The sequence below is a fragment of the Pseudomonas sp. S04 genome (assembly GCF_009834545.1).
Lineage (GTDB): Bacteria > Pseudomonadota > Gammaproteobacteria > Pseudomonadales > Pseudomonadaceae > Aquipseudomonas.
Genome location: NZ_CP019427.1, coordinates 4,964,118 through 4,988,633, shown reverse-complemented (window position 1 = coordinate 4,988,633; position 24,516 = coordinate 4,964,118). Strand labels below are relative to the sequence as shown.

Here is a 24,516-nt window from a genome sequence, read left to right as displayed (position 1 = left end):
CAGAAAAAGGGTCCTCTTCAGGACCCTTTTTTGCATCTGCTGGGTTGAGGCTTGACCACTTGCCGCTTGTCGCTTGAAACTCATGGCTCACCAGCAGGGGCCCACTGATGATCACCAGCAAGCTGCCGAATGTCGGCATCACTATCTTCACCCAAATGTCCCAGCTCGCGGCTTCGAGCGGCGCGCTCAACCTGTCCCAGGGTTTCCCCGATTTCGATGGCCCGCAAGCCCTGCGCGATGCGCTGGGGTGGCATGTTGCCAATGGGCACAACCAGTATTGCCCCATGACCGGCCTGCCGGCATTGCGCCAACAGGTGGCGGCCAAGATCGCCCGCAGCTATGGGGTCAGCGTCGATGCCGAGGATGAGGTGACGATCACCCCGGGTGCCACCCAGGCGATCTTCTGCGCGATCCAGGCGGTGATCCACAGCGGTGACGAGGTCATCGTCTTTGACCCGGCCTATGACAGCTACGAGCCCTCGGTGGCCCTGGCAGGCGGGCGCTGCGTGCACGTGCAACTGGCGGCGAAGGATTTCTCGATCGACTTCCAGGCTCTGAAGGATGCGCTCAGCCCGCGCACGCGGATGATCATCCTCAACTCGCCGCACAACCCCAGTGGCGCGCTGATTTCCCGTGCCGAGCTGGAGCAACTGGCCGAGTTGATCCGTGACCGCGACATCTACCTGGTCAGCGACGAGGTCTATGAGCACCTCGTTTATGACGGCGTACCCCATGTCAGCGTGCTGGCCCATGAAGAGCTGTATCAACGCGCCTTTGTGGTCAGTTCGTTCGGCAAGACCTACCACGTCACCGGCTGGAAGACCGGCTACGTGGTGGCGCCACCGGCCCTCACGGCAGAGCTGCGCAAGGTGCACCAGTACGTCAGCTTTTGCGGCGTGACCCCGTTGCAGTACGCGCTGGCCGACTATATGGCGGCCCATCCGGAGCACGTCGAACAACTGCCGGCGTTCTATCAGGCCAAGCGTGACCTGTTCTGCGATCTGTTGCAGCCATCGCGATTCAGCTTTACCCGGGTCACCGGGACGTATTTCCAACTGGTCGATTACTCGCAGATCCGCCCGGACCTGAACGATGTCGACATGGCTGTCTGGATGACCCGTGAGCACGGCGTGGCGGCGATTCCGGTGTCAGTGTTCTACCAGAACCCACCGCAGGAACAGCGCCTGGTGCGCCTGTGTTTTGCCAAGCGAGAGGAGACGCTGCGTGAGGCGGCGGAAAAATTATGCGTGATCTGAGCAACCTGCCCAACCTCAACCTGGCGCTGATCCAGACCACCCTGGCCTGGCACGACCGCCAGGCCAATCTCGAGCACTTCGAACTGTTGCTGGAGCAGGCGCGCGGCGCGGACCTGATCATCCTGCCGGAGATGTTCACCACTGGTTTCTCCATGGAGTCGGCCACCCTCGCCGAAGCGGAAAACGGCCCGACCAGCAAATGGCTGCGGACCCAGGCGGCGAAGCTGGATGCGGTGATTACCGGCAGCATCATCGTCCAGGCCGCCGATGGCAGCCACCGCAACCGCCTGCTGTGGGCGCGACCCGATGGCGAAGTCTGGCATTACGACAAGCGTCACCTGTTCCGCATGGCGGGCGAACACAATCACTTCACGCCTGGCGAGCGCCAAGTGCAGTTCGAACTCAAGGGGTGGCGCATACGCCCGTTGATTTGCTACGACCTGCGCTTCCCGGTGTGGAGCCGCGATCCCCAGGACACTGACCTGCTGCTGTACACCGCCAACTGGCCGGGCGCGCGCCGCCAGCACTGGAATCGCCTGCTGCCGGCCCGGGCCATCGAGAACCTGTGTTACGTCGCCGCGGTGAACCGGGTGGGTACCGATGGCAAGGGCTTTGCCTATACCGGCGACAGCCAGGTGCTGGACTTCCAGGGCGAGACCCTGCTCAGCGCTGGCGAGGCGGACGGGGTGTTCCAGGTGGTGCTCGACGCGGCCGAACTGGCCGCCTACCGCACGCGGTTCCCGGCGAACCTGGATGCCGATACCTTCGAGTTCACCTGAATTTCGCATCGTCTGATCTGGCCTCATCGCGGGCAAGCCCGCTCCCACAATGGATTGCACACCCTCTACTGTGGGAGCGGGCTTGCCCGCGATGAGGCCCTCAAGGACAAACAAAAAGGCCCCGAAATTCGGGGCCTTTTGCATTGCCGCGTAGGCTTAAGCCGCTTTGGCCTGTGGCTGGCTCAGGGAGCGGTTCAGCGCGCTGAACAGGGCCTTGAAGCTGGCGGTGGTGATGTTTTCATCGATGCCCACGCCATGCACTGCGCGTTCGCCGTTGACTCGCAGTTCAATGTAGGCCGCGGCCTTGGCATTGGTCCCCGCGCCGATGGCGTGTTCGTTGTAGTCCATGATCTCCACCGGGATCGGCAAACCGGCCACCAGGGCTTCCAGGGCGCCATTGCCCTTGCCGCGCCAGTGCAGGTTGGTTTCGCCCTGGCCCTTGCTCGAGACTTCCACTTCCACGGCGCTGTGGCCGTTTTCTTCCTGCAGGCGATGGCTGACCAGCGCGTACGGGGTGTTGGCCTGCAAGTACTCGCTGTGCAGCAAGGCGTGGATCTGTTGTGCGCTCATCTCGAGGCCCAGGCGATCGGTCTCGCGTTGCACCACCTGGCTGAACTCGATCTGCATGCGGCGCGGCAAGTTGATGCCGTATTCCTGTTCCAGCAGGTAGGCAATCCCGCCTTTGCCGGACTGGCTGTTGACGCGGATCACCGCCTCGTAGCTGCGCCCGATGTCGGCCGGGTCGATCGGCAAGTACGGCACTTCCCACAGGGCGTCCGCCTGCTGCTGGGCGAAGCCCTTGCGGATAGCGTCCTGGTGGGAGCCGGAGAACGCGGTGTGCACCAGGTCGCCGACATAAGGGTGACGTGGGTGCACGGCAATCTGGTTGCACTCTTCGACGACTTTACGCACGCCGTCGATGTCGGAGAAGTCCAGCTCAGGGTTCACGCCCTGGGTGTAGAGGTTCAAGGCCACGGTGACCAGGTCGACGTTGCCGGTGCGCTCGCCGTTGCCGAACAGGCAGCCTTCGACACGGTCGGCGCCAGCCATCAGGCCCAGCTCGGTGGCAGCAACACCAGTGCCACGGTCGTTGTGGGTGTGCAGGCTGATGAGCACGCTGTCACGACGGTTGATGTGGCGGCCGAACCACTCGATCTGGTCGGCATAGATGTTCGGCGTGGCACACTCGACGGTCGCAGGCAGGTTGAGGATCATCTTGTGTTCCGGCGTCGGGTTCCAGACCTCGATCACCGCGTCACAGACTTCCTTGGCGAACTCCAGCTCAGTGGCGCTGAAGGTCTCTGGCGAGTATTCGAACGTCCACTCGGTCTCCGGCTGCTGCGCGGCGTACTTGACGAACAGCTTGGCGGCGCTGACCGCGATTTCCTTGATGCCGTCCTTGTCCTGGTTGAAGACGATCCGGCGGAAGGACGGGGAGGTGGCGTTGTAGAGGTGAACGATGGCCTTTTTCGCCCCGCGCAGGGATTCGAAGGTGCGGGCGATCAGGTCTTCACGACCCTGGGTCAACACCTGGATGGTGGTGTCGTCAGGGATGTGGCCGTCTTCGATCAAGGTCCGCACGAAGTCGAAATCGGTTTGCGAAGCGGCCGGGAAGGACGCTTCGATTTCCTTCACGCCCACCTGCACCAGGGTTTTCCAGAAGCGCAGCTTTTTCACCGCATCCATCGGCTCGATCAGCGACTGGTTGCCATCGCGCAAGTCGGAGCTGCACCAGATCGGCGCGGACGTGATGGTCTTCGACGGCCAGGTGCGATCTGGAATGTCGATGGTCGGGAACGCGCGGTATTTCGAAGACGGGTCTTTGAGCATGCTCATCTGGGAGTCCTTATTCTGTTGTTGGCCGAAAAGAGGCGGCCTGCCGGTGGATCACTGTTGCGTTGGATAAATCTAGGGGCGAGGCGCTGCGATTCAGCCCGGCAGTCGTGCGCTGACGAGGCACAGGCTGCGGTGCTGGCGAAGCTGAATGAGGGTGTGAGAGGTTTTCATGCTTTCAACCCTAACCGCGCCGGGAAAAGATGGCAAGCAGTCGAAAAACTTTGATAGGAATACTCGAAAAGTCACTTTTATCGAGATTTTATTGCGGGCTGTTTTGATAATTATCTGGATGTTTGCGTAGGGGTGGAGCAATGCGCAATTGAAAGTTGGCGATGAGGCCGCTAGCCTCACCAATCCATCAGGGCTGGAATGCCCCAATGAAAATCGCCGGGTCAACCCGCGCATCGTTCAGGCTGATATTCCAGTGCATGTGCGGACCGGTCGCGCGGCCGGTGGCGCCGACCTTGCCGACCACAGCACCACGTGCCAGCGTCTGGCCGAGCTTCACGTCGATCTTCGACATGTGGCAGAACATGCTGATGAAGCCCTGGCCGTGGTCGACGAACACGGTATTGCCGTTGAAGAAGTAGTTACCGATCAGGATCACCTTGCCATTGGCCGGGGTCTTGATAGGGGTCCCGGCGGGTACGGCGAAGTCCAGGCCCGAGTGGGGATTGCGCTCTTCACCGTTGAAGAAACGGCGCACGCCGAACTTGCTCGACAGTGGCCCGTTGACCGGTTTGTCCAGCAGCAGGTTGCTCGGGGTATTGGGGCTGAAAGTGCGGTAAGCCTGGATCTGCACGGCCAGCTCGCTCTCGATGCGCTTGAGGTTGGCCGGGTTGGGGTTGACCTGCTGGGTGTTTTTCAGGGTGATGCGTTGTTCCGGGTATTTCTTGTTACCCACCGCGAAGCTCAAGTTGCGTCCCGCGCTGCTGATTTGCTGGGTACCCGGCTTGACGGTCAGGGGCACGCCGACAATCGCCAGCCAGTTGTTCTGTTCCTTGACCACCAACACCGGCTTGCCCTGGTAGCTGGCTTTGGGCGCCTGCGCCGCAGAACCGAGGTCGACCACCGCCACACCACCCGGCACTGGCTTGTTCAGCAGGCGGGTGATGTAACTGTCGGCGTGGGCGTTGAAGGTCAGGCATAACAGCAGCAGCGGAGCAAAAAAACGCGGCATCGATCAATCCAGTAGAGAAAGGGTGACGGGTGTCAGGTGATTGTCTTCGACCCGGACCTGCAATTGGCCTTCGCCCAGCTTGGCTGTCAGGCGCTGGCCGGTATGGGTTTGTCCGGCGCTGCGGATCGCATTGCCACGTTCATCGAGCAAAATGCTGTAGCCACGGGCCAGTGTCGCGAGCGGGCTGACCACCTGCAGGGTCTGGACCTGACTTTGCAACTGCAGGCGCCGGGATTTGAGCCCTTCACGCATGGCCCGGGGCAAACGTTCGGCAAAACTATCCAGGCGCTGGCGCAGCAATGCCAGTTGCCGCCCCGGATGTTGCCCGGCGAGGCGGGTTTCCAGGCGGATCAAGCGTTCGCGGCGGGTGTTGAGGCTGCGCTCGAAGGCTCGACGCAGGCGCATGTCCAGGTCATCGAGGCGTTGTGCTTGTTGGCGCAGGCGTTCACCCGGATGGCGCAGGCGGCGGGACATGCCTTCCAGGCGCAAGCGATCGCGCATCAGGCGGTCGCGTATGCGCATCACCAGGCGCCGATGCAGGCTTTCGACCCGGCGCAGCAGGTCGCTGGAGTCCGGTGCCAGCAGTTCGGCGGCGGCCGACGGCGTGGGCGCACGGACGTCCGCCACAAAGTCGCTGATCGACACATCGGTTTCATGCCCGACGGCGCTGACGATTGGCGTGACGCAGGCATCCACGGCACGGGCCACGGCTTCCTCGTTGAAGCACCAGAGGTCTTCCAGCGAGCCGCCGCCCCGGGCCAGGATCAAGGCGTCAAAACCCCTGGCGTCGGCCAGTTGCAGGGCGCGGACAATCTGCGCGGTGGCCTCGCGGCCTTGCACGGCGGTGGGGATCAGGGTCAGCGACACCTGGGGCGCACGGCGGCGGAACACGCTGATGATGTCGCGGATCACCGCGCCGGTGGGCGAACTGATAATGCCAATGCGTTGCGGATGGGCCGGCAGCGGCACTTTGCGCTCGGCGCTGAACAGGCCTTCGGCGCTGAGCTTTTCCTTCAGTGCATCGAATGCCAGGCGCAGTGCACCTTCGCCAGCGGGCTCGACAGTATCGAGAATCAGCTGGTAGTCGCCGCGTCCTTCAAACAGCGAGACCTTGCCCCGCACCTTGACGGCCAGGCCATCCTTGAGAGCCTGGCGCACCCGTGCGGCGTTCTGCCGGAACAGCGCGCAACGCACCTGGGCGCCGCTGTCCTTGAGGGTGAAGTACACATGGCCCGATGCCGGGCGGGCGAGGTTGGAGATTTCGCCTTCGACCCAGATGTTGCTGAACACGTCTTCGAGCAGCACCCGCGCGCGGCCATTGAGTTGGCTGACGGTGAGGACTTCGCGGTCCAGGCCGAGTCTTGCAAAGGGATCTTTAATCATGGGGCGCATGATAAAGCCAATCTCCCGCGCAATGCACGATCCCCTACGTCGGCCGGCTGATGTGTTCAACGAATTGCTCGACCAGCGCGCTGGGATCTTGCCGGCAGGCGAGGGCGACGCTGCTGTAGCAATCCGGGTCGGCCAAGGGCAGGAAGTGAATGTCCGGCGGCGCGATGTCCTGCATCGATTCCGGGAGCAGGGCAATGCCGAACCCGGCCTGGATCAATTGCAACTGGGTGGTTTTGCGCGACACCACCCGCGCGGCCTTGGGAAAGAAACCCTGGCGCATGCACAGCTCGGCGGACAGGTAACTCAAGCCGCCGCGTTGCGGGTGCGGAATGGAGATGAACGGCAACTCCCTCAGTTGCCCCAGCTCGATGCCTTGTTCGGGTGTATTGCGCGCCAATGCATGCCCAGGCGGCACCGCCAGCAGCAAGCGTTCGCGGTACAGCTCGATGATCTGCACCCCTTCGCGCTGGCGCAGCACGGGCAGGCGCAGCAGGCCAACGTCCAGGCGGCCCTCGGCGAGTTCCTGCAGTTGGGCCTCGGAGGACAGCTTGACGATGTCCATCGACACGTCCACCTGCTGCTCCAGGTAAGCGCTGATGCCGCGCAGCACCCGGCCACTCATGGGAACGGTGCTGGAGTGACTCAGGCGCAAGGTGCCGAGTTGGCCGTTGCCGACCTGCGTCGCCATCTCACTGGCCTTGAGCAGTTCACTGAGCAGGCTTGCGGCCCGAGGCAGGAAAGCCTGACCGGCGGCGGTGAGCCGTGGCTGACGCGCCGTGCGCTCGAATAGCGGGGTCTGCAGGCGGTTCTCCATGTCCTTGATCTGCCGGCTCAGGGCTGATTGGGCGATGAACAGGCGTTCGGCGGCGGCACTGAAACTGCCGCACTCGGCGATTTCCACGAAGTAACGCAATTGACGGGTCGAAAGCACAAGCCATGCCTTTTTGAGATGGGTTGAGGGTCGGGAAGATATTAGTCGCAATGCTCCACGCTGGCTAAAGTGATCAGCGCCAAATTAAGGAAAGCCCTGATGAACCTGATCGAGTTATTGCAGCAATGGCCATTCGGCGCCACGGACTGGCTGATCATCGCCCTGGCAATCAGCCTGGCCTATATCGTGTTTGGCATTGCCGGTTTTGGTACGGCCCTGGTGGCGGGGCCGATCCTGATCCTGTTCCTGCCGCTGTCGAAAATCGTGCCCTTGCTGGTCCTGCTGGATTTTGTCGCCGCGTTCGGCAACCTGCTGCCCTCGCGCCGTGATGTGGCCAGGCCGGAGTTGTTGCGCCTGCTGCCGTGCATGGCGCTGGGCTGCACCCTGGGGGTGATCTTCCTGCTGAACCTCAAGTCTGACCTGTTGTTGCTATTGATGGGCCTGTTCATCACGGCCTACGCCATGTACAGCCTATGGGTGAAGGTACGCCCGGCGCAGCTGGCCGCCGGTTGGGCGATTCCCATGGGCACGGTCGGTGGCTTGTTTGGCGCGTTGTTCGGCAGTGGCGGCTTTTTGTATGCGATTTATCTCAACAGCCGCCTGTCCAAGGACGCCGCCCGCGCCACGCAAAGTGCCTTGATCAGTTGCAGCACCCTAGTGCGCTTGAGCCTGTTCCTGATCGCCGGGGTCTACGCCGAGCTACCCTTGTTACTGTTGGCCCTGTGTCTGTTGCCGGCCATGGCGCTGGGATTGTGGATCGGCCGGCGCCTGGCCCTGAAGTTGTCTCGCGAGGCCTTCGTGCGGTTGGTCACCTGGCTGGTGCTGGCCAGCGGGATTGCCTTGCTGACCCGCTACTTCAGCACTTGACCTGAGTCTGTCAGGGATTAAGCTGCCGGCCTTTAGGGCGTCATCGCGGGCAAGCCCGCTCCCACATCAGACTCGATCACCTGTGGGAGCGGGCTCGCCCGCGATGGCGGCAGTAGCCATACAGCAGGACTCGTCATGAACTCGCAAAGCATCCTCGTCCCGAAAATCTCCACCCTGCCGGTGCACGAACCCCGGGCGCGGGCGATTGTGCGGTGGCTGGTGCGCAAGAACATCATCGAAGAACAACTCACAACCTGCGGGCGCACTGGCAATCGCATGGCCCACGCCATTGCCCCCGGCGCGCGCGACGTGGTGCTGCACCCGCAGGCGCTGCCGTTCGGTGAGTCGATCAACGGCCTGGAAATCATCACCAAGCGCTGCATCTATACCCCCGCCAAAGGGTTTCTCGAGGAGGCCGGCTGCGCCGAGTGCCGCAAGGAAGTCGGCGAGGCGCTGTTCGACAGCCTGGAAGACTGGATGCCCGGGCGCACCGACAACTTCATCTGCCCCGAATGCGGGCATGAAGACGACATCAATGGCTTCCTGTTCTTGCAGGAGTGCGGGTTTTCCAACCTGGGCTTCATCTTCAACAACTGGGCCGAGGCCGGCTTCAAGCAGAGCTTTATCGACGAATTTGCCGAGTGGCTGGACTTGCCGGTCAGTTGGGTCAAGGTCGAGTTGTAGGCGACAACAACCCCCGTCGATCACCGCGTCGATAATAGACAGAGTTTTACATTGAACCTGAGGGGGTGTCTGACTATAATGTCGCGCTTCCAATTTCCCGCTCGGGAGCCCCCGCGATGCTGCGTATCAGCCAAGAAGCTCTGACCTTCGACGACATTCTTTTAGTGCCCGGTTATTCCGAAGTACTGCCTAATGAAGTCAGTTTGAAGACCCGCCTTACCCGTGGCATCGAGCTGAATATCCCACTGGTTTCCGCCGCCATGGACACCGTCACTGAAGCCCGTCTGGCAATCGCCATGGCTCAGGAAGGTGGCATCGGCATTATCCACAAGAACATGACCATCGAGCAGCAAGCTGCCGAAGTGCGCAAGGTCAAGCGTTACGAAGCCGGTGTGGTCAAGGACCCGATCACCATCGAGGCTGACGCCACCGTTCGCGAACTGCTCGAACTGACCGGCCTGCATAACATCTCCGGTGTTCCTGTGCTGCACGATGGCGACCTGGTCGGCATCGTAACCTCCCGCGACGTCCGTTTCGAAAACCGTATGGAAGCCACTGTCCGTGAAGTGATGACGCCTAAAGAGCGCCTGGTCACGGTCAAGGAAGGCGCCGACAAGAACGACGTGCGCGAACTGCTGCACAAGCACCGCATCGAGCGCGTGCTGATCGTCGACGACAAGTTTGCCCTCAAAGGCATGATGACCGTCAACGACATCGAAAAAGCCAAGGCTTACCCGCTGGCCAGCAAGGACGATCAAGGTCGTCTGCGTGTGGGCGCTGCCGTCGGTACCGGTAAAGACACCGGTGATCGCGTCGCAGCCCTGGTCAACGCCGGCGTTGACGTGGTGGTGGTCGACACTGCCCACGGTCACTCCAAAGGCGTGATCGACCGCGTGCGTTGGGTCAAGCAGAACTTCCCGCAAGTCCAGGTGATCGGCGGCAACATCGCCACCGGCGCTGCTGCCAAGGCCCTGGCCGAAGCGGGCGCGGATGCGGTCAAGGTCGGTATCGGCCCTGGCTCGATCTGCACCACCCGTATCGTCGCGGGTGTCGGCGTGCCGCAAATCAGCGCCATCGCCAACGTTGCCGCTGCCCTTGAAGGCACTGGCGTGCCGTTGATCGCCGATGGCGGCATCCGTTTCTCCGGTGACCTGTCCAAGGCCATCGTGGCCGGTGCGTCCTGCGTGATGATGGGCTCGATGTTCGCCGGTACTGAAGAAGCGCCAGGCGAGATCGAACTGTACCAGGGCCGTTCGTACAAGGCTTATCGCGGCATGGGTTCGCTGGGCGCCATGTCCCAGGCGCAAGGCTCCTCCGACCGTTACTTCCAGGACTCCTCGGCAGGCGCCGAGAAACTGGTTCCGGAAGGGATCGAGGGCCGTGTTCCTTACAAGGGCACCCTGAGCGCGATCATTCACCAACTGATGGGCGGCCTGCGTTCCTCGATGGGCTACACCGGCAGCGCCGACATCGAAGAAATGCGCACCAAGCCTGAGTTCGTGCGGATCACCGGTGCCGGCATGGCCGAATCCCACGTTCATGACGTGCAGATCACCAAAGAAGCGCCAAACTACCGCGTAGGTTGAGGCTTCAGGCAAATCATCAAGCAACCGGGGCTGTTTTATTCAGCCCCGAGTTGTTTCTGAATCAAGACTGTTTCTGAATTACTAAGACGAGACTGAATCATGGCCCTCGACATTCACGCTCACCGCATCCTGATCCTCGACTTCGGTTCCCAGTACACCCAACTGATCGCCCGCCGCGTGCGTGAGATCGGCGTGTACTGCGAACTGCACCCGTTCGACATGGACGATGAAGCGATTCGCGAGTTCGCTCCCAAAGGCGTCATCCTCGCCGGCGGCCCCGAGTCCGTGCACGTCGCCGACAGCCCGCGCTGCCCGCAAGCGGTGTTTGACCTGGGCGTGCCGGTCTTCGGTATCTGCTACGGCATGCAGACCATGGCTGAACAGCTGGGTGGCAAGGTCGAAGGTTCCGAGCTGCGTGAGTTCGGTTATGCCCGCGTTGACGTGGTCGGCAAGAGCCGCCTGCTCGACGGCATCGAAGACCACATCGACGCCGACGGCCTGTTCGGCCTCGACGTATGGATGAGCCACGGTGACAAGGTCACCAAGATGCCGGAAGACTTCCACATCCTGGCCAGCACCCCGAGCTGCCCGATCGCCGGCATGTTCAACGACGAACGCGGCTACTACGGCGTGCAGTTCCACCCGGAAGTGACCCACACCAAGCAGGGCGGGCGCATCCTGTCGCGCTTCATCCTCGACATCTGCGGTTGCGAAGCCCTGTGGACGCCGTCGAAGATCGCCGAAGACGCCATCGCCAACATCCGTGCCCAAGTAGGTACCGACAACGTGCTGCTGGGTCTGTCCGGCGGTGTCGACTCCTCGGTCGTTGCCGCGCTGTTGCACAAGGCCATCGGCGACCAGTTGACCTGCGTCTTCGTCGACAACGGCCTGCTGCGCCTGCACGAAGGCGAGCAAGTGATGGCCATGTTCGCCGAGAACATGGGCGTCAAGGTGATCCGTGCCAACGCCGAAGAGCAGTTCCTCAACAACCTGGCTGGCGAAAGCGACCCAGAGAAGAAGCGCAAGATCATCGGCCGTACCTTCATCGACGTGTTTGATGCCCAGTCCAACAATCTGGACAACATCAAGTACCTGGCCCAGGGCACCATCTACCCGGACGTGATCGAGTCGGCTGGCGCCAAGAGCGGCAAGGCCCACGTGATCAAGTCGCACCACAACGTGGGTGGCCTGCCGGAAGAAATGAACCTCAAGCTGGTCGAACCCCTGCGCGAGCTGTTCAAGGACGAAGTCCGTCGTCTGGGCCTGGAACTGGGCCTGCCGTACGACATGGTCTACCGTCACCCGTTCCCGGGCCCGGGCCTGGGCGTGCGGATCCTCGGTGAAGTGAAGAAGGAATACGCCGACCTGCTGCGTCGTGCCGACCACATCTTCATCGAAGAACTGCGCAAGGCCGACTGGTACCACAAGGTCAGCCAGGCGTTCGTAGTGTTCCAGCCGGTGAAATCGGTTGGCGTGGTTGGCGATGGCCGTCGTTACGCCTGGGTCGTGGCCCTGCGTGCCGTGGAAACCATCGACTTCATGACCGCGCGTTGGGCACACCTGCCTTACGAACTGCTGGAAACCGTCAGCGGCCGCATCATCAATGAAATCGAAGGCATCTCCCGCGTCACCTACGACGTGTCGAGCAAGCCGCCGGCGACCATTGAGTGGGAATGATCCCGCGCAAGCCTTGATGGCTTGATCGCCGGTATCAAAAAAGGCCGTGTGAACCTGGTGTTCATGCGGCCTTTTTGCGTTGTGGGGGGCGCTCGTCTGATTTGCCTGCGTCCCGTGGTCACGTCCGCTTTGCTGTTTCTTTCACAATTGCGGGTGTATCGTATTCGCCTTTTGCGGGCCCTGGGCCTGCGGCAGATACGTGAGGTAGTTGAGTCCATGTCCTTTACCCGTCGACAAATACTCGGTGGTCTGGCCGGTCTGGCAGTGGTTGGCGTCGGGGCCGGTGGTGCATCGCGTTACTGGCTGGGGAAAGTGGCGGATGCCAATGCCGGGCATGACTACGAGCTGATTGCCGCGCCGCTGGACGTGGAGCTGGTACCCGGGCACAAGACCCAGGCCTGGGCCTTTGGCCCTTCGGCGCCTGGGACCGAACTGCGGGTGCGCCAGGGCGAGTGGCTGCGGGTGCGTTTCATCAACCACCTGCCGGTGGCGACCACCATTCACTGGCACGGCATCCGCCTGCCTCTGGAGATGGATGGCGTGCCCTACGTCTCGCAACTTCCGGTGCTGCCGGGCGAGTATTTCGACTACAAGTTCCGCGTGCCGGATGCCGGCAGCTACTGGTACCACCCGCACGTCAGCAGCAGCGAGGAGCTGGGTCGCGGCCTGGTCGGGCCGTTGATTGTCGAGGAGCGCGAGCCCACCGGCTTCAAGTACGAACAAACCCTGAGCCTGAAAAACTGGCACATCGATGAACAAGGCAACTTTGTCGAGTTCAGCATCCCCCGGGAAGCGGCCCGTGGCGGCACGGCGGGGCGCCTGTCGACCATCAACGGCGTGCCGTTGCCCGTCATCGACTTGCCTGCCGGGCAGATCACTCGCGTGCGCCTGCTCAACCTCGATAACACCCTGACCTATCGCATCAACATTCCCGGGGTCGAGGCGCAGATCTACGCGCTGGATGGCAACCCGGTACAGCCGCGGCCGCTGGGCAAGGAGTACTGGCTCGGTCCGGGCATGCGCATCTGCCTGGCGATCAAGGCACCGCCAGCGGGCACTGAGTTGTCCCTGCGCAACGGCCCTGTGCGCCTGGGCACCCTGCGTTCGGTGGCCAACACGGATGCACCGGGTGAGTGGCCACCGGCGCTGCCCGCCAACCCGGTTGCCGAGCCGGACATGGCCACTGCGCAGAAGCTCAACTTCAACTTCGAGTGGGTCGGTTCGGTCTCGGTCAATGTCGAAAACGGCAAGCCCCCCAGCCTGTGGCAGATCAACGGCCAGGCCTGGGACATCACCGACAAGACCTGCGCCGACCGCCCGATTGCTACGCTCAAGCTAGGCCAAAGCTACATTTTCGAATTGAAGAACATGACCCAGTACCAACACCCGATCCACCTGCACGGCATGAGCTTCAAGGTCATTGCCTCGAACCGGCACAAGGTGATCCCGTACTTCACCGACACTTACCTGCTGGGCAAAAACGAGCGCGCGCAAGTGGCGCTGGTGGCGGATAACCCTGGGGTGTGGATGTTCCATTGCCATGTGATCGACCACATGGAAACCGGCCTGATGGCCGCGATCGAGGTGAAGTGATGCGCCAGATTCGCCCGAGCGCCATTATCGACCGCAGCCGTGACCAGCACTTTATGCGCGAAGCCCTGCTGCTGGCGGCCCAGGGAGCGGCCCTCGGCGAGGTACCGGTGGGTGCGGTGCTGGTGCAGGACGGGGAGATCATCGGGCGCGGCTTCAACTGCCCGATCAGTGGCAGCGACCCCAGCGCCCACGCCGAAATGGTCGCGATCCGCGCCGCCGCCCAGGCCCTGAACAACTATCGCCTGCCCGGCAGCACCCTCTACGTGACGCTGGAGCCGTGCAGCATGTGCGCCGGGCTGATCGTCCACTCGCGCATCGCTCGGGTGGTATACGGCGCATTGGAGCCCAAGGCCGGGATCGTGCAGAGCCAGGGGCAGTTTTTCACCCAGGGCTTTTTGAATCACCGGGTGCTGTACGAAGGCGGAGTCCTGGCCGAGGAATGCGGGACGGTGTTGAGCGAGTTCTTCAAGGCCCGCAGAGCTAAATCTTCAGAATAACTACTAACCCTGTGGGAGCGGGCTTGCCCGCGATGAGGCCCTTTCAGTCAACGAAGATGTTGAATGTTAGTCCGCTATCGCGGGCAAGCCCGCTCCCACAGTTTTTTTTGTGTCAGGAAGATCGGGTTACTTCCTGGCCACAATCACCGCGCGCATCGGCGCCGGCAGGCCTTCAACGGTCTTGCTGTGATCCTCGGGATCGAGGAAATCACTGAGCGACTGATACTTCATCCACTCCGTCCCGCGCTGTTCCTCGACCGTGGTGGTGCTGACATCCACGCAGCGCACGTCGCTGAACCCGGCGCGGCGCAGCCACAGCATCAATGCTGGAACCGAAGGCAGGAACCAGACGTTGCGCATCTGCGCGTAACGGTCTTCCGGCACCAGTACCTGCTGCTCGTTGCCCTCGATCACCAGGGTTTCGAGCACCAGTTCCCCGCCCTTGACCAGGCAATCCTTGAGCGCCAGCAAATGCTCGATCGGCGAGCGGCGATGGTAGAACACGCCCATGGAGAACACCGTGTCGAAGCCTTCCAGGTTCGCTGGCAAGTCTTCGAACGGGAACGGCAGGTGCCAGGCATTGGGCTCGGACAGGTAGCGCTGCACGGCCTGGAACTGGCAGAAGAACAGCCAGTTGGGGTCGACGCCGATCACACTGTCGGCCCCGGCGCCGAGCATGCGCCACATGTAGTAGCCATTGCCGCAGCCGACATCGAGGATGCGTTTGCCCACAAGGTCCAGGTGCGGGGCGACCCGCGACCATTTCCAGTCCGAACGCCATTCGGTGTCGACGTGCACGCCGAACAGGTCGAACGGCCCTTTGCGCCATGGTGAAAGGCCCATCAGGGCCGTGCGCATTTGCGCGCGGGTTGCATCGTCGCAATCGGTGTCCAGCTTCAGGCCGTTGAGCAAATCGACTTCGCTTGGCTGGATCTTCGGCAAGGCGTCCAGCGCGCTTTGCCAGCGCTCCAGGTCACCGTGGCCCTTCTCCATTTTCACGTCGAGTTGCGCTTGCAGGGTGTTAGCCCAGTCGGCCAGCGGCGTGCCGGCCAGGCGGCGGGCGAGGGGAGACAGATCAATCATGGCAAGGCAATCAACGAGGCAAAGTTAAGACACTGGAACCACGGCACGACTTTCGAGAACCCGGCGGCCAGCAGGCGTTCGGTGTGTTCTTCGAGGCTGTCGGGCTTCATGACGTTTTCGATGGCGCTGCGCTTCTGGGCAATTTCCAGTTCGCTGTAGCCGTTGGCGCGCTTGAACGCGATGTGCAGGTCGCCGAGCAGCTGGTGCTCCTGGGCATCGGCAAAGCGCAGTTTTTCCGAGAGGATCAGCGCGCCGCCGGGCAACAACGACTGACGGATACGCCCGAGCAGGGCCAGGCGTTGTTCAGGGGCGATGAACTGCAGGGTGAAGTTCAGCGCCACCACCGAGGCCGGCTTGAATTCGAGGGCCAGGATGTCACCCTCGATCACCTCCACCGGCAGCAGTTCCTGGAACATCGAGTCCTGGCCGTTGAGGTATTCACGGCAGCGTTCGACCATGGCGGCGGAGTTATCCACCGCGATCACCCGGCAACCGTCCGTACGCACGTGCCGGCGCAGGGCCTGGGTCACCGCGCCGAGGGATGACCCCAGGTCGTACAGCACGCTGTCTGGCTGGGCAAACTGCGCCGCCAGCACACCGAGGTTTTCGACAATGGTCGGGTAACCCGGCACCGAGCGCTTGATCATGTCCGGGAACACTCGCACCACATCCTCGTTAAAGGCGAAGTCGGGTACCTGGGCCAAAGGCTGGGCGAAAAGGCGATCGGGTTCTTTGCTCACGGCGGTTCCAGCGGCGGAATTGGAAAAGGCCGGCATTTTAGCCAAGTTGGCGCGCAGATGCGCGGCTTGTCTGATAAAGCGCCCTGGCAGGTATTGGCGTATCGCGAGCAGGCTCGCTCCCACAGGCTAAACACCGTACGTGTGGGAGCGAGCCTGCTCGCGATGAATTCAGCGCGTTCGTGTGTGGAACGCCGACGCGGCGATGCCCCATTGCCCCAGCCAGTAACTGAGGATGATCACATACGGCGCGGCCGCGAAGGGCATGGCAAAACGGTCGATGCCGATCACGCTGTCGGAGAACACGAAGGCCAGGGCGCCGCCAGCGGCCAACAGTGCCGAGCGTTTCGGCACGTCGGTGCCCAGGCGGGCCAGGGCGCGCCAGAGCATGGCGCTGATGGCCGTGCCATAGACGATCACCGGAATCAGCAACGGCCCCAGGCCATGGGCGATCAGGATCCCCAGCAGCAGTGCGCCGACCAGCAGCGCCAGGAGCAAGGGCCCAGGGGCCAGGCGCCGGCAATCGCTCAGATAGGCTTTGAGGTAGGCCAGGTGGGCCACCAGGAATGCGCCGAGGCCGAACACGAACAAGTCGCCGGGCCAGGCCAGCAGCACATCGCCCAGCAGGGAAAAGATCAGGCCCAGGCTGACCCAGCGCCGGTAGTCGCTGGGCGGTGCATCGTGCAACCAACCCAGCAGGGCCAGCACCGGCAGCGGCTTGACCAACAGGCACAGCAGTTCGGCATGCACACTCACGCCATAGAGGAACGTGACGGCTCCCATCAATGCCAGAATCAGCCAGCCCATGCTCAGTTCACCACGATTGCGCAGTCGAAAATCTCTACCGGCTCGACTTCCGGTGCCCACGGCTGCTGTGAAGTCAGGCGCAAGCGCCCGTTACCGCTGGTGAAGGCTTGGAAGCGCCAGGTCGATTGCCCCGCGCTGCCCACCAGGCCGCTGTTTTCCGGGTTGGTGTAGACCTCGGGGCTGATGGCCCGCAACACACCGCCGGCCGAATCCTGGATCGCCCAGCGATAACCCGTGGTCGGGTTGCTCGGCAAGGTCAGGATCAGGTTTTGCCCGTTGTGCAGTTGCACCGGGCATTGGCTCTGCTGCTCCACGGTCAGGTTCTGTTTCGGCTGCGAGGCGCAGGCCGTCAGCAAGGCAAGGCTCAAGGGCAATAGCAGGCGGGTGGGGGACATCAAGTCAGGCACTCCGGAATTCGCGACGAACGGCGAGCATAACTGAAGATGAGACAAAATGTGACCGTTAGGCCTGGATAGGGTTGTCAGTGCCGCCGCCCGGCCCGCTCCCACAAGGATTGCAGTAACCTGTGGGAGCGGGCTTGCCCGCGATGGCGTCAGTCCAGGCGTTACACAGTTGTCAGAACAACACCTTGGCCACGTCGGCAAAACGCTTGGCAAAGTGCACGGTAATGCCCTCTTTCAGGTAATCGGGCAATTCTTCGAAACTGCCACGGTTGGGTTCCGGCAGGATCAGTTCGTGGATCTTCTGTCGGCGTGCGGCAATCACTTTTTCGCGCACCCCGCCAATCGGCAGCACGTGCCCGGTCAACGTCAGTTCACCGGTCATGGCCACGCCTTTTTTCGGTGGCTGGTTGCGTGCCAGGGACAGCAGGGCGCTGGCCATGGTCACTCCGGCGCTAGGGCCGTCTTTTGGAGTCGCACCTTCCGGTACGTGCAAGTGCACGAAAGCTTCGTCGAAGAACTTCGGGTCACCGCCAAACGACTTCAGGTTGGAGCTGACGTAGCTGTAGGCGATTTCTGCCGATTCCTTCATCACGTCCCCCAGTTGCCCGGTGAGCTTGAAGCCACGGTTGAGGGTGTGGATGCGGGTGGCTTCGATCGGCAGGGTGGCGCCGCCCATGCTGGTCCAGGCCAGGCCCGTGATCACCCCGGTGCCCGACAGCACTTGCTCGTTGCGGAACACCGGCATGCCCAGGGAGGCCTCAAGGTCCTTGGGGCCGATCTTGATCACTTGCTGCGGATCGTCCATCAGCTTGACCACCGCCTTGCGCACCAGTTTGCCCAGTTGTTTCTCCAACTGGCGCACCCCGGCTTCGCGGGCATAGCCATCGATCAAGGCCTTGAGTGCACTGTCGCTGATGGACAGGCTGGTTTTCGCCACGCCGGCCTTGTCCAGTTGCTTGGGCCACAGGTGGCGCTTGGCAATGGCGACTTTTTCTTCGGTGATGTAGCCGGACAGGCGAATCACTTCCATGCGGTCGAGCAACGGCCCGGGGATTGAATCCAGGGTGTTGGCGGTGCACACGAACAACACTTTCGACAGGTCCAGGCGCAGGTCCAGGTAGTGGTCGAGGAATTCCACGTTCTGTTCCGGATCGAGGGTTTCCAACAGCGCCGAGGCTGGGTCGCCCTGGAAGCTCTGGCCCATCTTGTCGATCTCGTCGAGCATGATCACCGGGTTCATCACTTCGACATCTTTCAACGCCTGTACCAGCTTGCCCGGCAGGGCGCCGATGTAGGTGCGACGGTGGCCCTTGATCTCGGCTTCGTCACGCATGCCGCCGACGCTGAAACGATAGAACGGCCGCCCCAGGGATTCGGCGATGGACTTGCCGACACTGGTCTTGCCCACGCCCGGCGGGCCTACCAGCAACACGATGGAGCCGGCGATCTCGCCCTTGTAGGCGCCGACCGCGAGGAATTCGAGGATCCGGTCCTTGATGTCATCGAGGCCGGCATGGTGTTTGTCGAGCACCTTGCGTGCGTGCTTGAGGTCGAGCTTGTCTTTCCCGTACACGCCCCAGGGCACGGCCGTCGCCCACTCCAGGTAGTTGCGGGTCACGGCGTATTCGGGGGAGCCGGTCTCGAGGATCGACAGCTTGTTCATTTCCTCTTCGATGCGTTTTTGCGCCTGGGGCGGCAGGACCTTGCCCGTCAGGCGTTGCTCGAACTGCTCGACGTCGGCGCTGCGATCATCCTTGGTCAGGCCCAGCTCCTGCTGGATCACCTTGAGTTGTTCCTTGAGGAAAAACTCGCGTTGGTGTTCGCCGATCTTGCGGTTCACTTCCGCGGAGATTTCTTTCTGCAGGCGCGCGACTTCGACTTCCTTGCGCAGCATCGGCAGGACTTTTTCCATGCGCTTGAGCATGGGCACGCAGTCGAGCACTTCCTGCAATTCGTTACCGGTAGCCGAGGTCAGGGCGGCGGCGAAGTCGGTCAGCGGCGACGGGTCGTTGGGGCTGAAGCGGTTGAGGTAGTTCTTCAGCTCTTCGCTGTACAGCGGGTTGAGCGGTAGCAGTTCCTTGATCGCGTTGATCAGCGCCATGCCATAGGCCTTGACCTCGTCGGTCGGCTCGCTGGGCTGGTGCGGGTATTCGACTTCCACCAGGTACGGTGGGCGATGGTGCTTGAGCCAGGTGCGGATGCGCACACGGGTCAGGCCCTGGGCGACGAACTGCAGCTTGCCGTTTTCGCGGCTGGCGTGGTGGACCTTGACCAGGGTGCCGTATAGCGGCAGGGCGCTGGTGTCGAAATGCCGTGGGTCTTCCTGGGGGGTGTCCATGTAGAACAGCGCCAGCGAGTGGTGCTCGGACTTGGCGACCAGGTCCAGGGTCTCAGCCCAGGGTTCTTCGTTGACGATCACCGGCAGGACTTGGGCCGGGAAGAATGGCCGGTTGTGGATCGGGATGATGTAGACCTTGTCCGGCAGGTTCTGCCCGGGCAGGGCCAGGCCGGTGCCGGAGGAGGCGTGGTGTTCGGGGTGTTCGGCGTTTTCCGGGTCGGCGTATTCGCTGGGGTCTTCGGGGAATGCTTGCTGGTCGCTCATGGGGCACCTGCGCAATGGGGTATGGGAGTTAGATGGGGCAGGTGGCGGGTGGTTTCAATGGTGGGGGGTGTTTGTTTGGTAAGCGGGTTGTTACTTGGGGGGGGCAGATCCGTTGCTGCGTTGCACTTCCTGGCGATCTGCGCCACACCGTAGATATCGACATGACCCCCAATCCCCCGTAGCAGCTGCCGAGCCCGCGAGGCTGCGTTCGAGGACGCAGTCCTCGCCAGGCCTTGATGGCGATTCAGACGACTGCTGCGCAGCCGAACGAAGCCTCGCGGGTTGTGATGTGGGTAGGCACAAAAAAGGCGACTACCCTGCGGTAGTCGCCTTCTGGTTACGGCCGATGCAGCTTATTTCGGCAGTTTGTAGGCGATGACGTAATCGCCCATTTTGGTGCCCAGGGAGCCATGGCCGCCCACTACCAGCAGGACGTATTGCTGGCCGTCCTTGCCGGTGTAGGTCATTGGCGTGGCCTGGCCGCCGGCTGGCAGGCGGGATTTCCACAGTTCCTTGCCGGTGTTGACGTCATAGGCGCGCAGGTACTGGTCCAGGGTGCCGCTGAGGAAGCCGACGCCGCCGGCAGTGACGATCGAGCCGCCCATGCTTGGTACGCCGATCGGCAGGCCGATAGGCAGTGGCGAGCTGTCGCGGCTGGTGCCGTTCTTGCGTTTCCACACCACTTTGCTGGTGGTCAGGTCGATGCCAGCCACGTAGCCCCAGGCCGGAGCCTGGCAGGGTACGCCGAACGGCGACATGAACGGGTGCATGATCACCGCGTAAGGTGCGCCGGTGTTCGGTTGCACCCCGGCGGTTTCGCTCTCGCGCTTGCTGCCGGCCGCCACTTGGGCGCGGGGCACCATTTTCGAGACGAAGGCCATGTAGTTCGGGCTGGTGAACAGCATCTGGCGCACTGGATCGACCGACACGCCGCCCCAGTTGAACACACCTACGTTACCCGGGTAGATCAGGCTGCCCTGTTCCGACGGCGGGGTGTATTGGCCTTCGTAGCGCAGTTCCTTGAACTGGATGCGGCACAGCATCTGGTCGAACGGACTGGCGCCCCACATGGCTTTTTCGGTCAGTTCCGGGGCCAGCAGGTTGAGGTCCGAACGGGCCTGGGTCGGTGCGGTGCGATCGCCCGGGACCGCGCCTTGCGGCACAGGGATCTCACGAATCGGCACGATCGGCGTACCGTCGCGACGGTCCAGCACGTACAGGCTGCCCTGCTTCGTTGGCGCGATCAGTGCCGGCTTGATACCGTCGGCGGTTTTCATGTCCAGCAGGGTTGGCTGGCTGCCAACGTCCATGTCCCACAGGTCGTGGTGGGTGAACTGGTAGTTCCAGCGCACCTTGCCGGTGGCCAGGTCCAGGGCCACCAGGCCGGCGCTGTATTTCTCGGCGCCCGGGGTGCGGTCGGCGCCCCATTGGTCTGGAGTCTGGTTGCCCAGTGGCAGGTAGACCATGCCGAGTTTTTCATCGACGCTGGCCAGCGACCACATGTTCGCCGAGTTGCGGCTGTAGTGTTCGCCCGCCGGCAATGGCTCGGTGGCGTCCGGGTTGTTGCTGTCCCAGTTCCACACCAGATGACCGTCGTGGACGTCGAAAGCACGGATCACGCCGGACGGCTCGTTGGTCGACTCGTTGTCGGTAACGTGGCCGCCCATGATCACCAGGTCACGGGTGATGGCTGCTGGCGAGGTGGCGTAGTAGCCGCCCGGGGTGAACGGGCCGATACCGGTGGTCAGGTCGACCACGCCCTGGTTGCCGAAGCCTTCGCAGACTTTGCCGGTGTCGGCGTTCAGGGCAATCAAGCGGGCGTCGGCGGTCGGCAGGTACAGGCGGCGCGGGCAAGCCTGGGCCACGGCCTTGCCGGCGTCGGAGATCACGGTCGCAGAAGCGCCAGCGGCTGCGTAGGCGTTCTCGTCATAGTAGGAAACGCCACGGCAGGTCATGTGGGCGAAGCCCTTGAAGCCTACCGGGCTCTTGATCTGCGGGTCGAAGCGCCAGATTTCCTTGCCGGTGTCCGGGTCCAGCGCCAACACCTTGCTGTGGGCGGTGCAGGCATAGAGCATGCCGTTGACCTTGAGCGGGGTGTTTTCGTTGGTCAGCTCCACCGGGTCGCCGGCGGTTGGCAGGTCGCCGGTGCGGATGCGCCAGGCTTCCTGCAACTGGCCGACGTTGTCCGGGGTGATCTGCTTGAGCGGCGAGTAGCGGTCACCGAACTCGGTGCGGCCATAGGCCTGCCAGTCGCCGTCAGGCATGGTCGGTGCGGTGTTGGTGGTGTCGGCACTGTCGCGCCCCAGCTCACCGAGCACTTCGCCCGGGTTGGTGAACTGGCTGCCCACAGCAGCGGCGCCGGCCAGGACCACGGCCACGCTCAAGGCGGCGGTGCCCAGCGGCGCAGGGCCCTGGCGCAGCAGCGGACGGCGGAACCACGGCAGCAGCAGGACGATGCCGAGGGCGAACCACAGCGACAGCCGCGGCACCAGTTGCCACCAGTCCAGGCCAACTTCCCACAACGACCACGCAGTACTGGCCAGCAGCACCAGTGCATACAGGCCCAAGGCTGCACGACGGCCGGCCAGCAGCAGAATGCCGGTCAGCACCAGGCCGATACCGGCCAGCAGGTAGTACAACGAGCCGCCAAGCATGCTCAGCTTGATCCCCCCGGCCAACAAGGCCAGGCCCATTAGCAGCAGCAGGATACCGAGCAGGCTCGGCATCAGGCGGCTTGGACTTGAAGCACCTTCAGTGCTCATAGTGCGATTCTCCGTGACGTTTTAAGTAGCCTTGCGCAAGTTCACTGTAGATGACGATCGTGCGCGGGCGTGGTTCAGATAAAAACGGTGATCCCTGTAGGAGCGAGCCTGCTCGCGATGGGCGTGAACGATGACGGTGGGTGCCTGACACCCCGCGTAGCTTTCGGATCCATCGCGAGCGGGCCGCAAGCGGGCACTCGCTCCTACAGGGTTTGTAGCTCGGGTCAGAACGACGACTGCACCTTGATGCCGCCAATCAGCGCGTCATCCACATCGTTCACGCCACCGGGATGGCGGATGTACTGCAGGTTCGGACGTACCGTCAGCCAGTTGGTCAGGTGCACGCCGTAATAGAGTTCGGCGCTGTATTCGGTGTCTTGCGGCGGCAGGTAGGCCGGGTTGTCGTAATCGAACATCGCGCGGGCCTGGTTGCTGGCCTCGGCATTCTTGCGATAGGCCGGGTTGACGTGGACGCGGGCCATGGCAAAGCCGATGTCATCCTTGGCGCGGGCATCGAACAGGCCTTTGTAGACCAGGCCGGCCTGCACGTAGTTGTCGATCGCGTTGGTCTTCTTGTCGTGCATCGTGCCGTTGGCGAACAGGCTCAGGCCGCGCGAGTTGTCGCTGGCCACGCTGCTCACTTGCTGCTGGATACCCAGCCACACCCCATGCTTGCTCGACGAGCTGCGATAAGCCTCGCCACTCAGGGCGGCGGGCTGGCCATTGCTGTCCTTGTAGACATCGCTGGCCTTGGCGCTGCTGTAGTAGTAACCGGCGCGGTATTCACCCGGCAGGCCATTGAATTTCGGGGTCCACACCAGTTCCACCGGGACCACGGTGCCCTGGGTGCCACTGCCGCTGAGCTTGAAGCCATTGTCCTTGTCCAGGTTGGACGGGTTCTGCTCATAGGCGCCGATCTGCGCGTAGACCTCCGGGCTCAGGTGGTACTTGACCCGCAGTGCCCACTGGCTGACCGGCCAGTTGTACCAGATGCCGCCAGCCCAGTTGCCGACCTGAGAGCCGCAGAACGCCAGGTTCTGGAAGTCGCAGGGGAAGCTGTTGAAGTCCTCGCCTTCGCCGAACCGGCCGGCCTTGATATCGAGTTTCTGGTCGAGGAATTTCTGCTGGTACCACATCTGCGTCAGGCGTGTGGTCTGGCCCCGGCCCCAGACTTCCTGGGCCGAGGTGAAGCCGCCGACCCGTGGATCGTTGATCCGGTCGTTGCTGATGTTGTTGCCGCTGCGCTTGGTGATGGTCAGTTGAAACTCGGCGTCGTCCCAGCCGAGGATCTTTTGCAGGTCCAGGTGGGTGCCCAGGCCGAACTGGTCGCTGTAGCGCGCAGTGCGATCGTGGTCGTAGCCGCCGTGCAGGTTGCTGCCCATTTCGCCGGTGTAGTCGAGCTTGAAGTCGTAGCCTTGTTGCGCGAGTTCAGTGCGCGTGCCGTTCCAATCGCCGAGCATCCACGGCGATTGGCTATCGAACGCCGGGGCGGCCTGAACGCAGTTGGCAAGACCCAGGGCGGTGAAGCCGCCGATCAGGTTCAGGGTTTTACGGCGCGCAGCCGGTGTTGAGACAGCGCTGTCTCTGGAGATCTGCAAGTAAGGCATAAAGAAGAAATTCTGGGTCTTTTTCTAAGGGAGTGAGCTGCGCGGGTAAGAGCTGCGGCCGGCAGCGGAAGCGTTTCAGCTTAAGGGCGTAAGGATAATGATCTGTTACAAATAGAGAAAGGGCTTTTCTCGACATGCTTCCTTTCGGATTCGGTAACAGTCGTACGCAGCCGGTCAGGTGACCTACATTTACCCCAGAGCGCACAGAATCCTTCCACCCGCTGTCCCCCTCGGCT

19 protein-coding genes are annotated in these 24,516 nt (G+C 62.6%); 8 read left to right on the top strand and 11 right to left on the bottom strand.

What is annotated here, in order from left to right; all coding sequences use genetic code 11:
• The first annotated feature begins 107 nt into the window (after positions 1-107).
• Together PspS04_RS22155 and PspS04_RS22150 are read left to right on the top strand one after the other, a co-directional pair.
• Positions 108-1,256 carry a pyridoxal phosphate-dependent aminotransferase gene (locus PspS04_RS22155; protein WP_095166034.1) on the top strand — a complete coding sequence of 383 codons (1,149 nt, stop codon included), beginning with the start codon at positions 108-110 and terminating at the stop codon, positions 1,254-1,256.
• On the top strand, positions 1,244-2,035 hold the full coding sequence (locus tag PspS04_RS22150; protein WP_095166032.1) for an amidohydrolase: 792 nt from the start codon (positions 1,244-1,246) through the stop codon (positions 2,033-2,035). The genes PspS04_RS22155 and PspS04_RS22150 overlap by 13 nt, the downstream gene beginning before the upstream one ends.
• Positions 2,036-2,191: 156 nt before the next feature.
• On the opposite strand, the gene leuA is transcribed toward PspS04_RS22150, so the two are convergent.
• The 4 genes from leuA to PspS04_RS22130 form a co-directional block, all read right to left on the bottom strand.
• On the bottom strand, positions 2,192-3,871 hold the full coding sequence (leuA, locus tag PspS04_RS22145) for a 2-isopropylmalate synthase (protein WP_095166031.1): 1,680 nt from the start codon (positions 3,869-3,871) through the stop codon (positions 2,192-2,194).
• Positions 3,872-4,229: 358 nt separating this feature from the next.
• Positions 4,230-5,051: a peptidoglycan DD-metalloendopeptidase family protein gene (locus PspS04_RS22140; RefSeq protein ID WP_159997795.1), complete on the bottom strand. Its 822-nt coding sequence runs from the start codon at positions 5,049-5,051 to the stop codon at positions 4,230-4,232.
• A 3-nt stretch (positions 5,052-5,054) separates the two neighbouring features.
• Positions 5,055-6,434 (bottom strand): exodeoxyribonuclease VII large subunit, encoded by a 1,380-nt coding sequence (xseA, locus tag PspS04_RS22135; protein WP_159998906.1) that lies wholly within the window; start codon positions 6,432-6,434, stop codon positions 5,055-5,057.
• A gap of 43 nt (positions 6,435-6,477) precedes the next feature.
• Positions 6,478-7,374: a LysR family transcriptional regulator gene (locus PspS04_RS22130; RefSeq protein WP_159997793.1), complete on the bottom strand. Its 897-nt coding sequence runs from the start codon at positions 7,372-7,374 to the stop codon at positions 6,478-6,480.
• 99 nt (positions 7,375-7,473) lie between these two features.
• Between PspS04_RS22130 and PspS04_RS22125 the strand changes: the two genes are divergently transcribed.
• The 6 genes from PspS04_RS22125 (at position 7,474) to tadA (ending at position 14,278) form a co-directional block, all read left to right on the top strand.
• Complete coding sequence (locus tag PspS04_RS22125) at positions 7,474-8,241, top strand: sulfite exporter TauE/SafE family protein (RefSeq protein WP_159997791.1); 768 nt, start codon at positions 7,474-7,476, stop codon at positions 8,239-8,241.
• A gap of 135 nt (positions 8,242-8,376) precedes the next feature.
• Positions 8,377-8,925, top strand: coding sequence for a sugar ABC transporter ATPase (locus PspS04_RS22120; protein WP_159997789.1), 549 nt, complete (start codon positions 8,377-8,379; stop codon positions 8,923-8,925).
• 116 nt (positions 8,926-9,041) lie between these two features.
• Positions 9,042-10,511 (top strand): IMP dehydrogenase, encoded by a 1,470-nt coding sequence (guaB, locus tag PspS04_RS22115; protein WP_095166020.1) that lies wholly within the window; start codon positions 9,042-9,044, stop codon positions 10,509-10,511.
• A gap of 99 nt (positions 10,512-10,610) precedes the next feature.
• Entirely contained in the window at positions 10,611-12,188 is a 1,578-nt protein-coding gene (gene guaA, locus PspS04_RS22110; protein ID WP_095166018.1) for a glutamine-hydrolyzing GMP synthase, read from the top strand.
• A gap of 216 nt (positions 12,189-12,404) precedes the next feature.
• Positions 12,405-13,781: a multicopper oxidase family protein gene (locus PspS04_RS22105; RefSeq protein ID WP_095166140.1), complete on the top strand. Its 1,377-nt coding sequence runs from the start codon at positions 12,405-12,407 to the stop codon at positions 13,779-13,781.
• Complete coding sequence (gene tadA, locus PspS04_RS22100) at positions 13,781-14,278, top strand: tRNA adenosine(34) deaminase TadA (RefSeq protein WP_095166016.1); 498 nt, start codon at positions 13,781-13,783, stop codon at positions 14,276-14,278. Before PspS04_RS22105 ends, tadA begins: the two co-directional genes overlap by 1 nt.
• Before the next feature lie 126 nt (positions 14,279-14,404).
• Here the strand turns inward: tadA and cmoB are convergent, their stop codons facing one another.
• The 7 genes from cmoB to PspS04_RS22065 all read right to left on the bottom strand — a co-directional run bounded on the left by cmoB (position 14,405) and on the right by PspS04_RS22065 (position 24,280).
• Positions 14,405-15,361, bottom strand: coding sequence for a tRNA 5-methoxyuridine(34)/uridine 5-oxyacetic acid(34) synthase CmoB (gene cmoB, locus PspS04_RS22095; RefSeq protein ID WP_159997787.1), 957 nt, complete (start codon positions 15,359-15,361; stop codon positions 14,405-14,407).
• Positions 15,358-16,101: a carboxy-S-adenosyl-L-methionine synthase CmoA gene (gene cmoA / locus PspS04_RS22090; RefSeq protein ID WP_095166012.1), complete on the bottom strand. Its 744-nt coding sequence runs from the start codon at positions 16,099-16,101 to the stop codon at positions 15,358-15,360. Before cmoA ends, cmoB begins: the two co-directional genes overlap by 4 nt.
• A gap of 168 nt (positions 16,102-16,269) precedes the next feature.
• On the bottom strand, positions 16,270-16,905 hold the full coding sequence (locus PspS04_RS22085; protein ID WP_159997785.1) for a lysoplasmalogenase: 636 nt from the start codon (positions 16,903-16,905) through the stop codon (positions 16,270-16,272).
• 2 nt (positions 16,906-16,907) lie between these two features.
• Positions 16,908-17,300, bottom strand: coding sequence for a protease inhibitor I42 family protein (locus tag PspS04_RS22080; protein ID WP_095166008.1), 393 nt, complete (start codon positions 17,298-17,300; stop codon positions 16,908-16,910).
• 181 nt (positions 17,301-17,481) lie between these two features.
• Positions 17,482-19,911, bottom strand: coding sequence for an endopeptidase La (gene lon / locus PspS04_RS22075; RefSeq protein WP_159997783.1), 2,430 nt, complete (start codon positions 19,909-19,911; stop codon positions 17,482-17,484).
• 353 nt (positions 19,912-20,264) lie between these two features.
• Positions 20,265-22,673, bottom strand: a complete 2,409-nt coding sequence (locus PspS04_RS22070) for a glucose/quinate/shikimate family membrane-bound PQQ-dependent dehydrogenase (RefSeq protein ID WP_095166004.1) — start codon at positions 22,671-22,673, stop codon at positions 20,265-20,267.
• 224 nt (positions 22,674-22,897) lie between these two features.
• Positions 22,898-24,280, bottom strand: a complete 1,383-nt coding sequence (locus tag PspS04_RS22065) for a carbohydrate porin (protein WP_159997781.1) — start codon at positions 24,278-24,280, stop codon at positions 22,898-22,900.
• Positions 24,281-24,516: the final 236 nt, after the last annotated feature.

Excerpts from the sequence above, each read along its gene's own strand:
- PspS04_RS22155 (WP_095166034.1), top strand. The coding sequence starts at position 108 with ATGATCACCAGCAAGCTGCCGAATGTCGGCATCACTATCTTCACCCAA.
- PspS04_RS22150 (WP_095166032.1), top strand. The coding sequence starts at position 1,244 with ATGCGTGATCTGAGCAACCTGCCCAACCTCAACCTGGCGCTGATCCAG.
- leuA (WP_095166031.1), bottom strand. The coding sequence starts at position 3,871 with ATGAGCATGCTCAAAGACCCGTCTTCGAAATACCGCGCGTTCCCGACC.
- PspS04_RS22140 (WP_159997795.1), bottom strand. The coding sequence starts at position 5,051 with ATGCCGCGTTTTTTTGCTCCGCTGCTGCTGTTATGCCTGACCTTCAAC.
- xseA (WP_159998906.1), bottom strand. The coding sequence starts at position 6,434 with ATGATTAAAGATCCCTTTGCAAGACTCGGCCTGGACCGCGAAGTCCTC.
- PspS04_RS22125 (WP_159997791.1), top strand. The coding sequence starts at position 7,474 with ATGAACCTGATCGAGTTATTGCAGCAATGGCCATTCGGCGCCACGGAC.
- PspS04_RS22120 (WP_159997789.1), top strand. The coding sequence starts at position 8,377 with ATGAACTCGCAAAGCATCCTCGTCCCGAAAATCTCCACCCTGCCGGTG.
- guaB (WP_095166020.1), top strand. The coding sequence starts at position 9,042 with ATGCTGCGTATCAGCCAAGAAGCTCTGACCTTCGACGACATTCTTTTA.
- guaA (WP_095166018.1), top strand. The coding sequence starts at position 10,611 with ATGGCCCTCGACATTCACGCTCACCGCATCCTGATCCTCGACTTCGGT.
- PspS04_RS22105 (WP_095166140.1), top strand. The coding sequence starts at position 12,405 with ATGTCCTTTACCCGTCGACAAATACTCGGTGGTCTGGCCGGTCTGGCA.
- tadA (WP_095166016.1), top strand. The coding sequence starts at position 13,781 with ATGCGCCAGATTCGCCCGAGCGCCATTATCGACCGCAGCCGTGACCAG.
- cmoB (WP_159997787.1), bottom strand. The coding sequence starts at position 15,361 with ATGATTGATCTGTCTCCCCTCGCCCGCCGCCTGGCCGGCACGCCGCTG.
- PspS04_RS22085 (WP_159997785.1), bottom strand. The coding sequence starts at position 16,905 with ATGGGCTGGCTGATTCTGGCATTGATGGGAGCCGTCACGTTCCTCTAT.
- PspS04_RS22080 (WP_095166008.1), bottom strand. The coding sequence starts at position 17,300 with ATGTCCCCCACCCGCCTGCTATTGCCCTTGAGCCTTGCCTTGCTGACG.
- lon (WP_159997783.1), bottom strand. The coding sequence starts at position 19,911 with ATGAGCGACCAGCAAGCATTCCCCGAAGACCCCAGCGAATACGCCGAC.
- PspS04_RS22070 (WP_095166004.1), bottom strand. The coding sequence starts at position 22,673 with ATGAGCACTGAAGGTGCTTCAAGTCCAAGCCGCCTGATGCCGAGCCTG.
- PspS04_RS22065 (WP_159997781.1), bottom strand. The coding sequence starts at position 24,280 with ATGCCTTACTTGCAGATCTCCAGAGACAGCGCTGTCTCAACACCGGCT.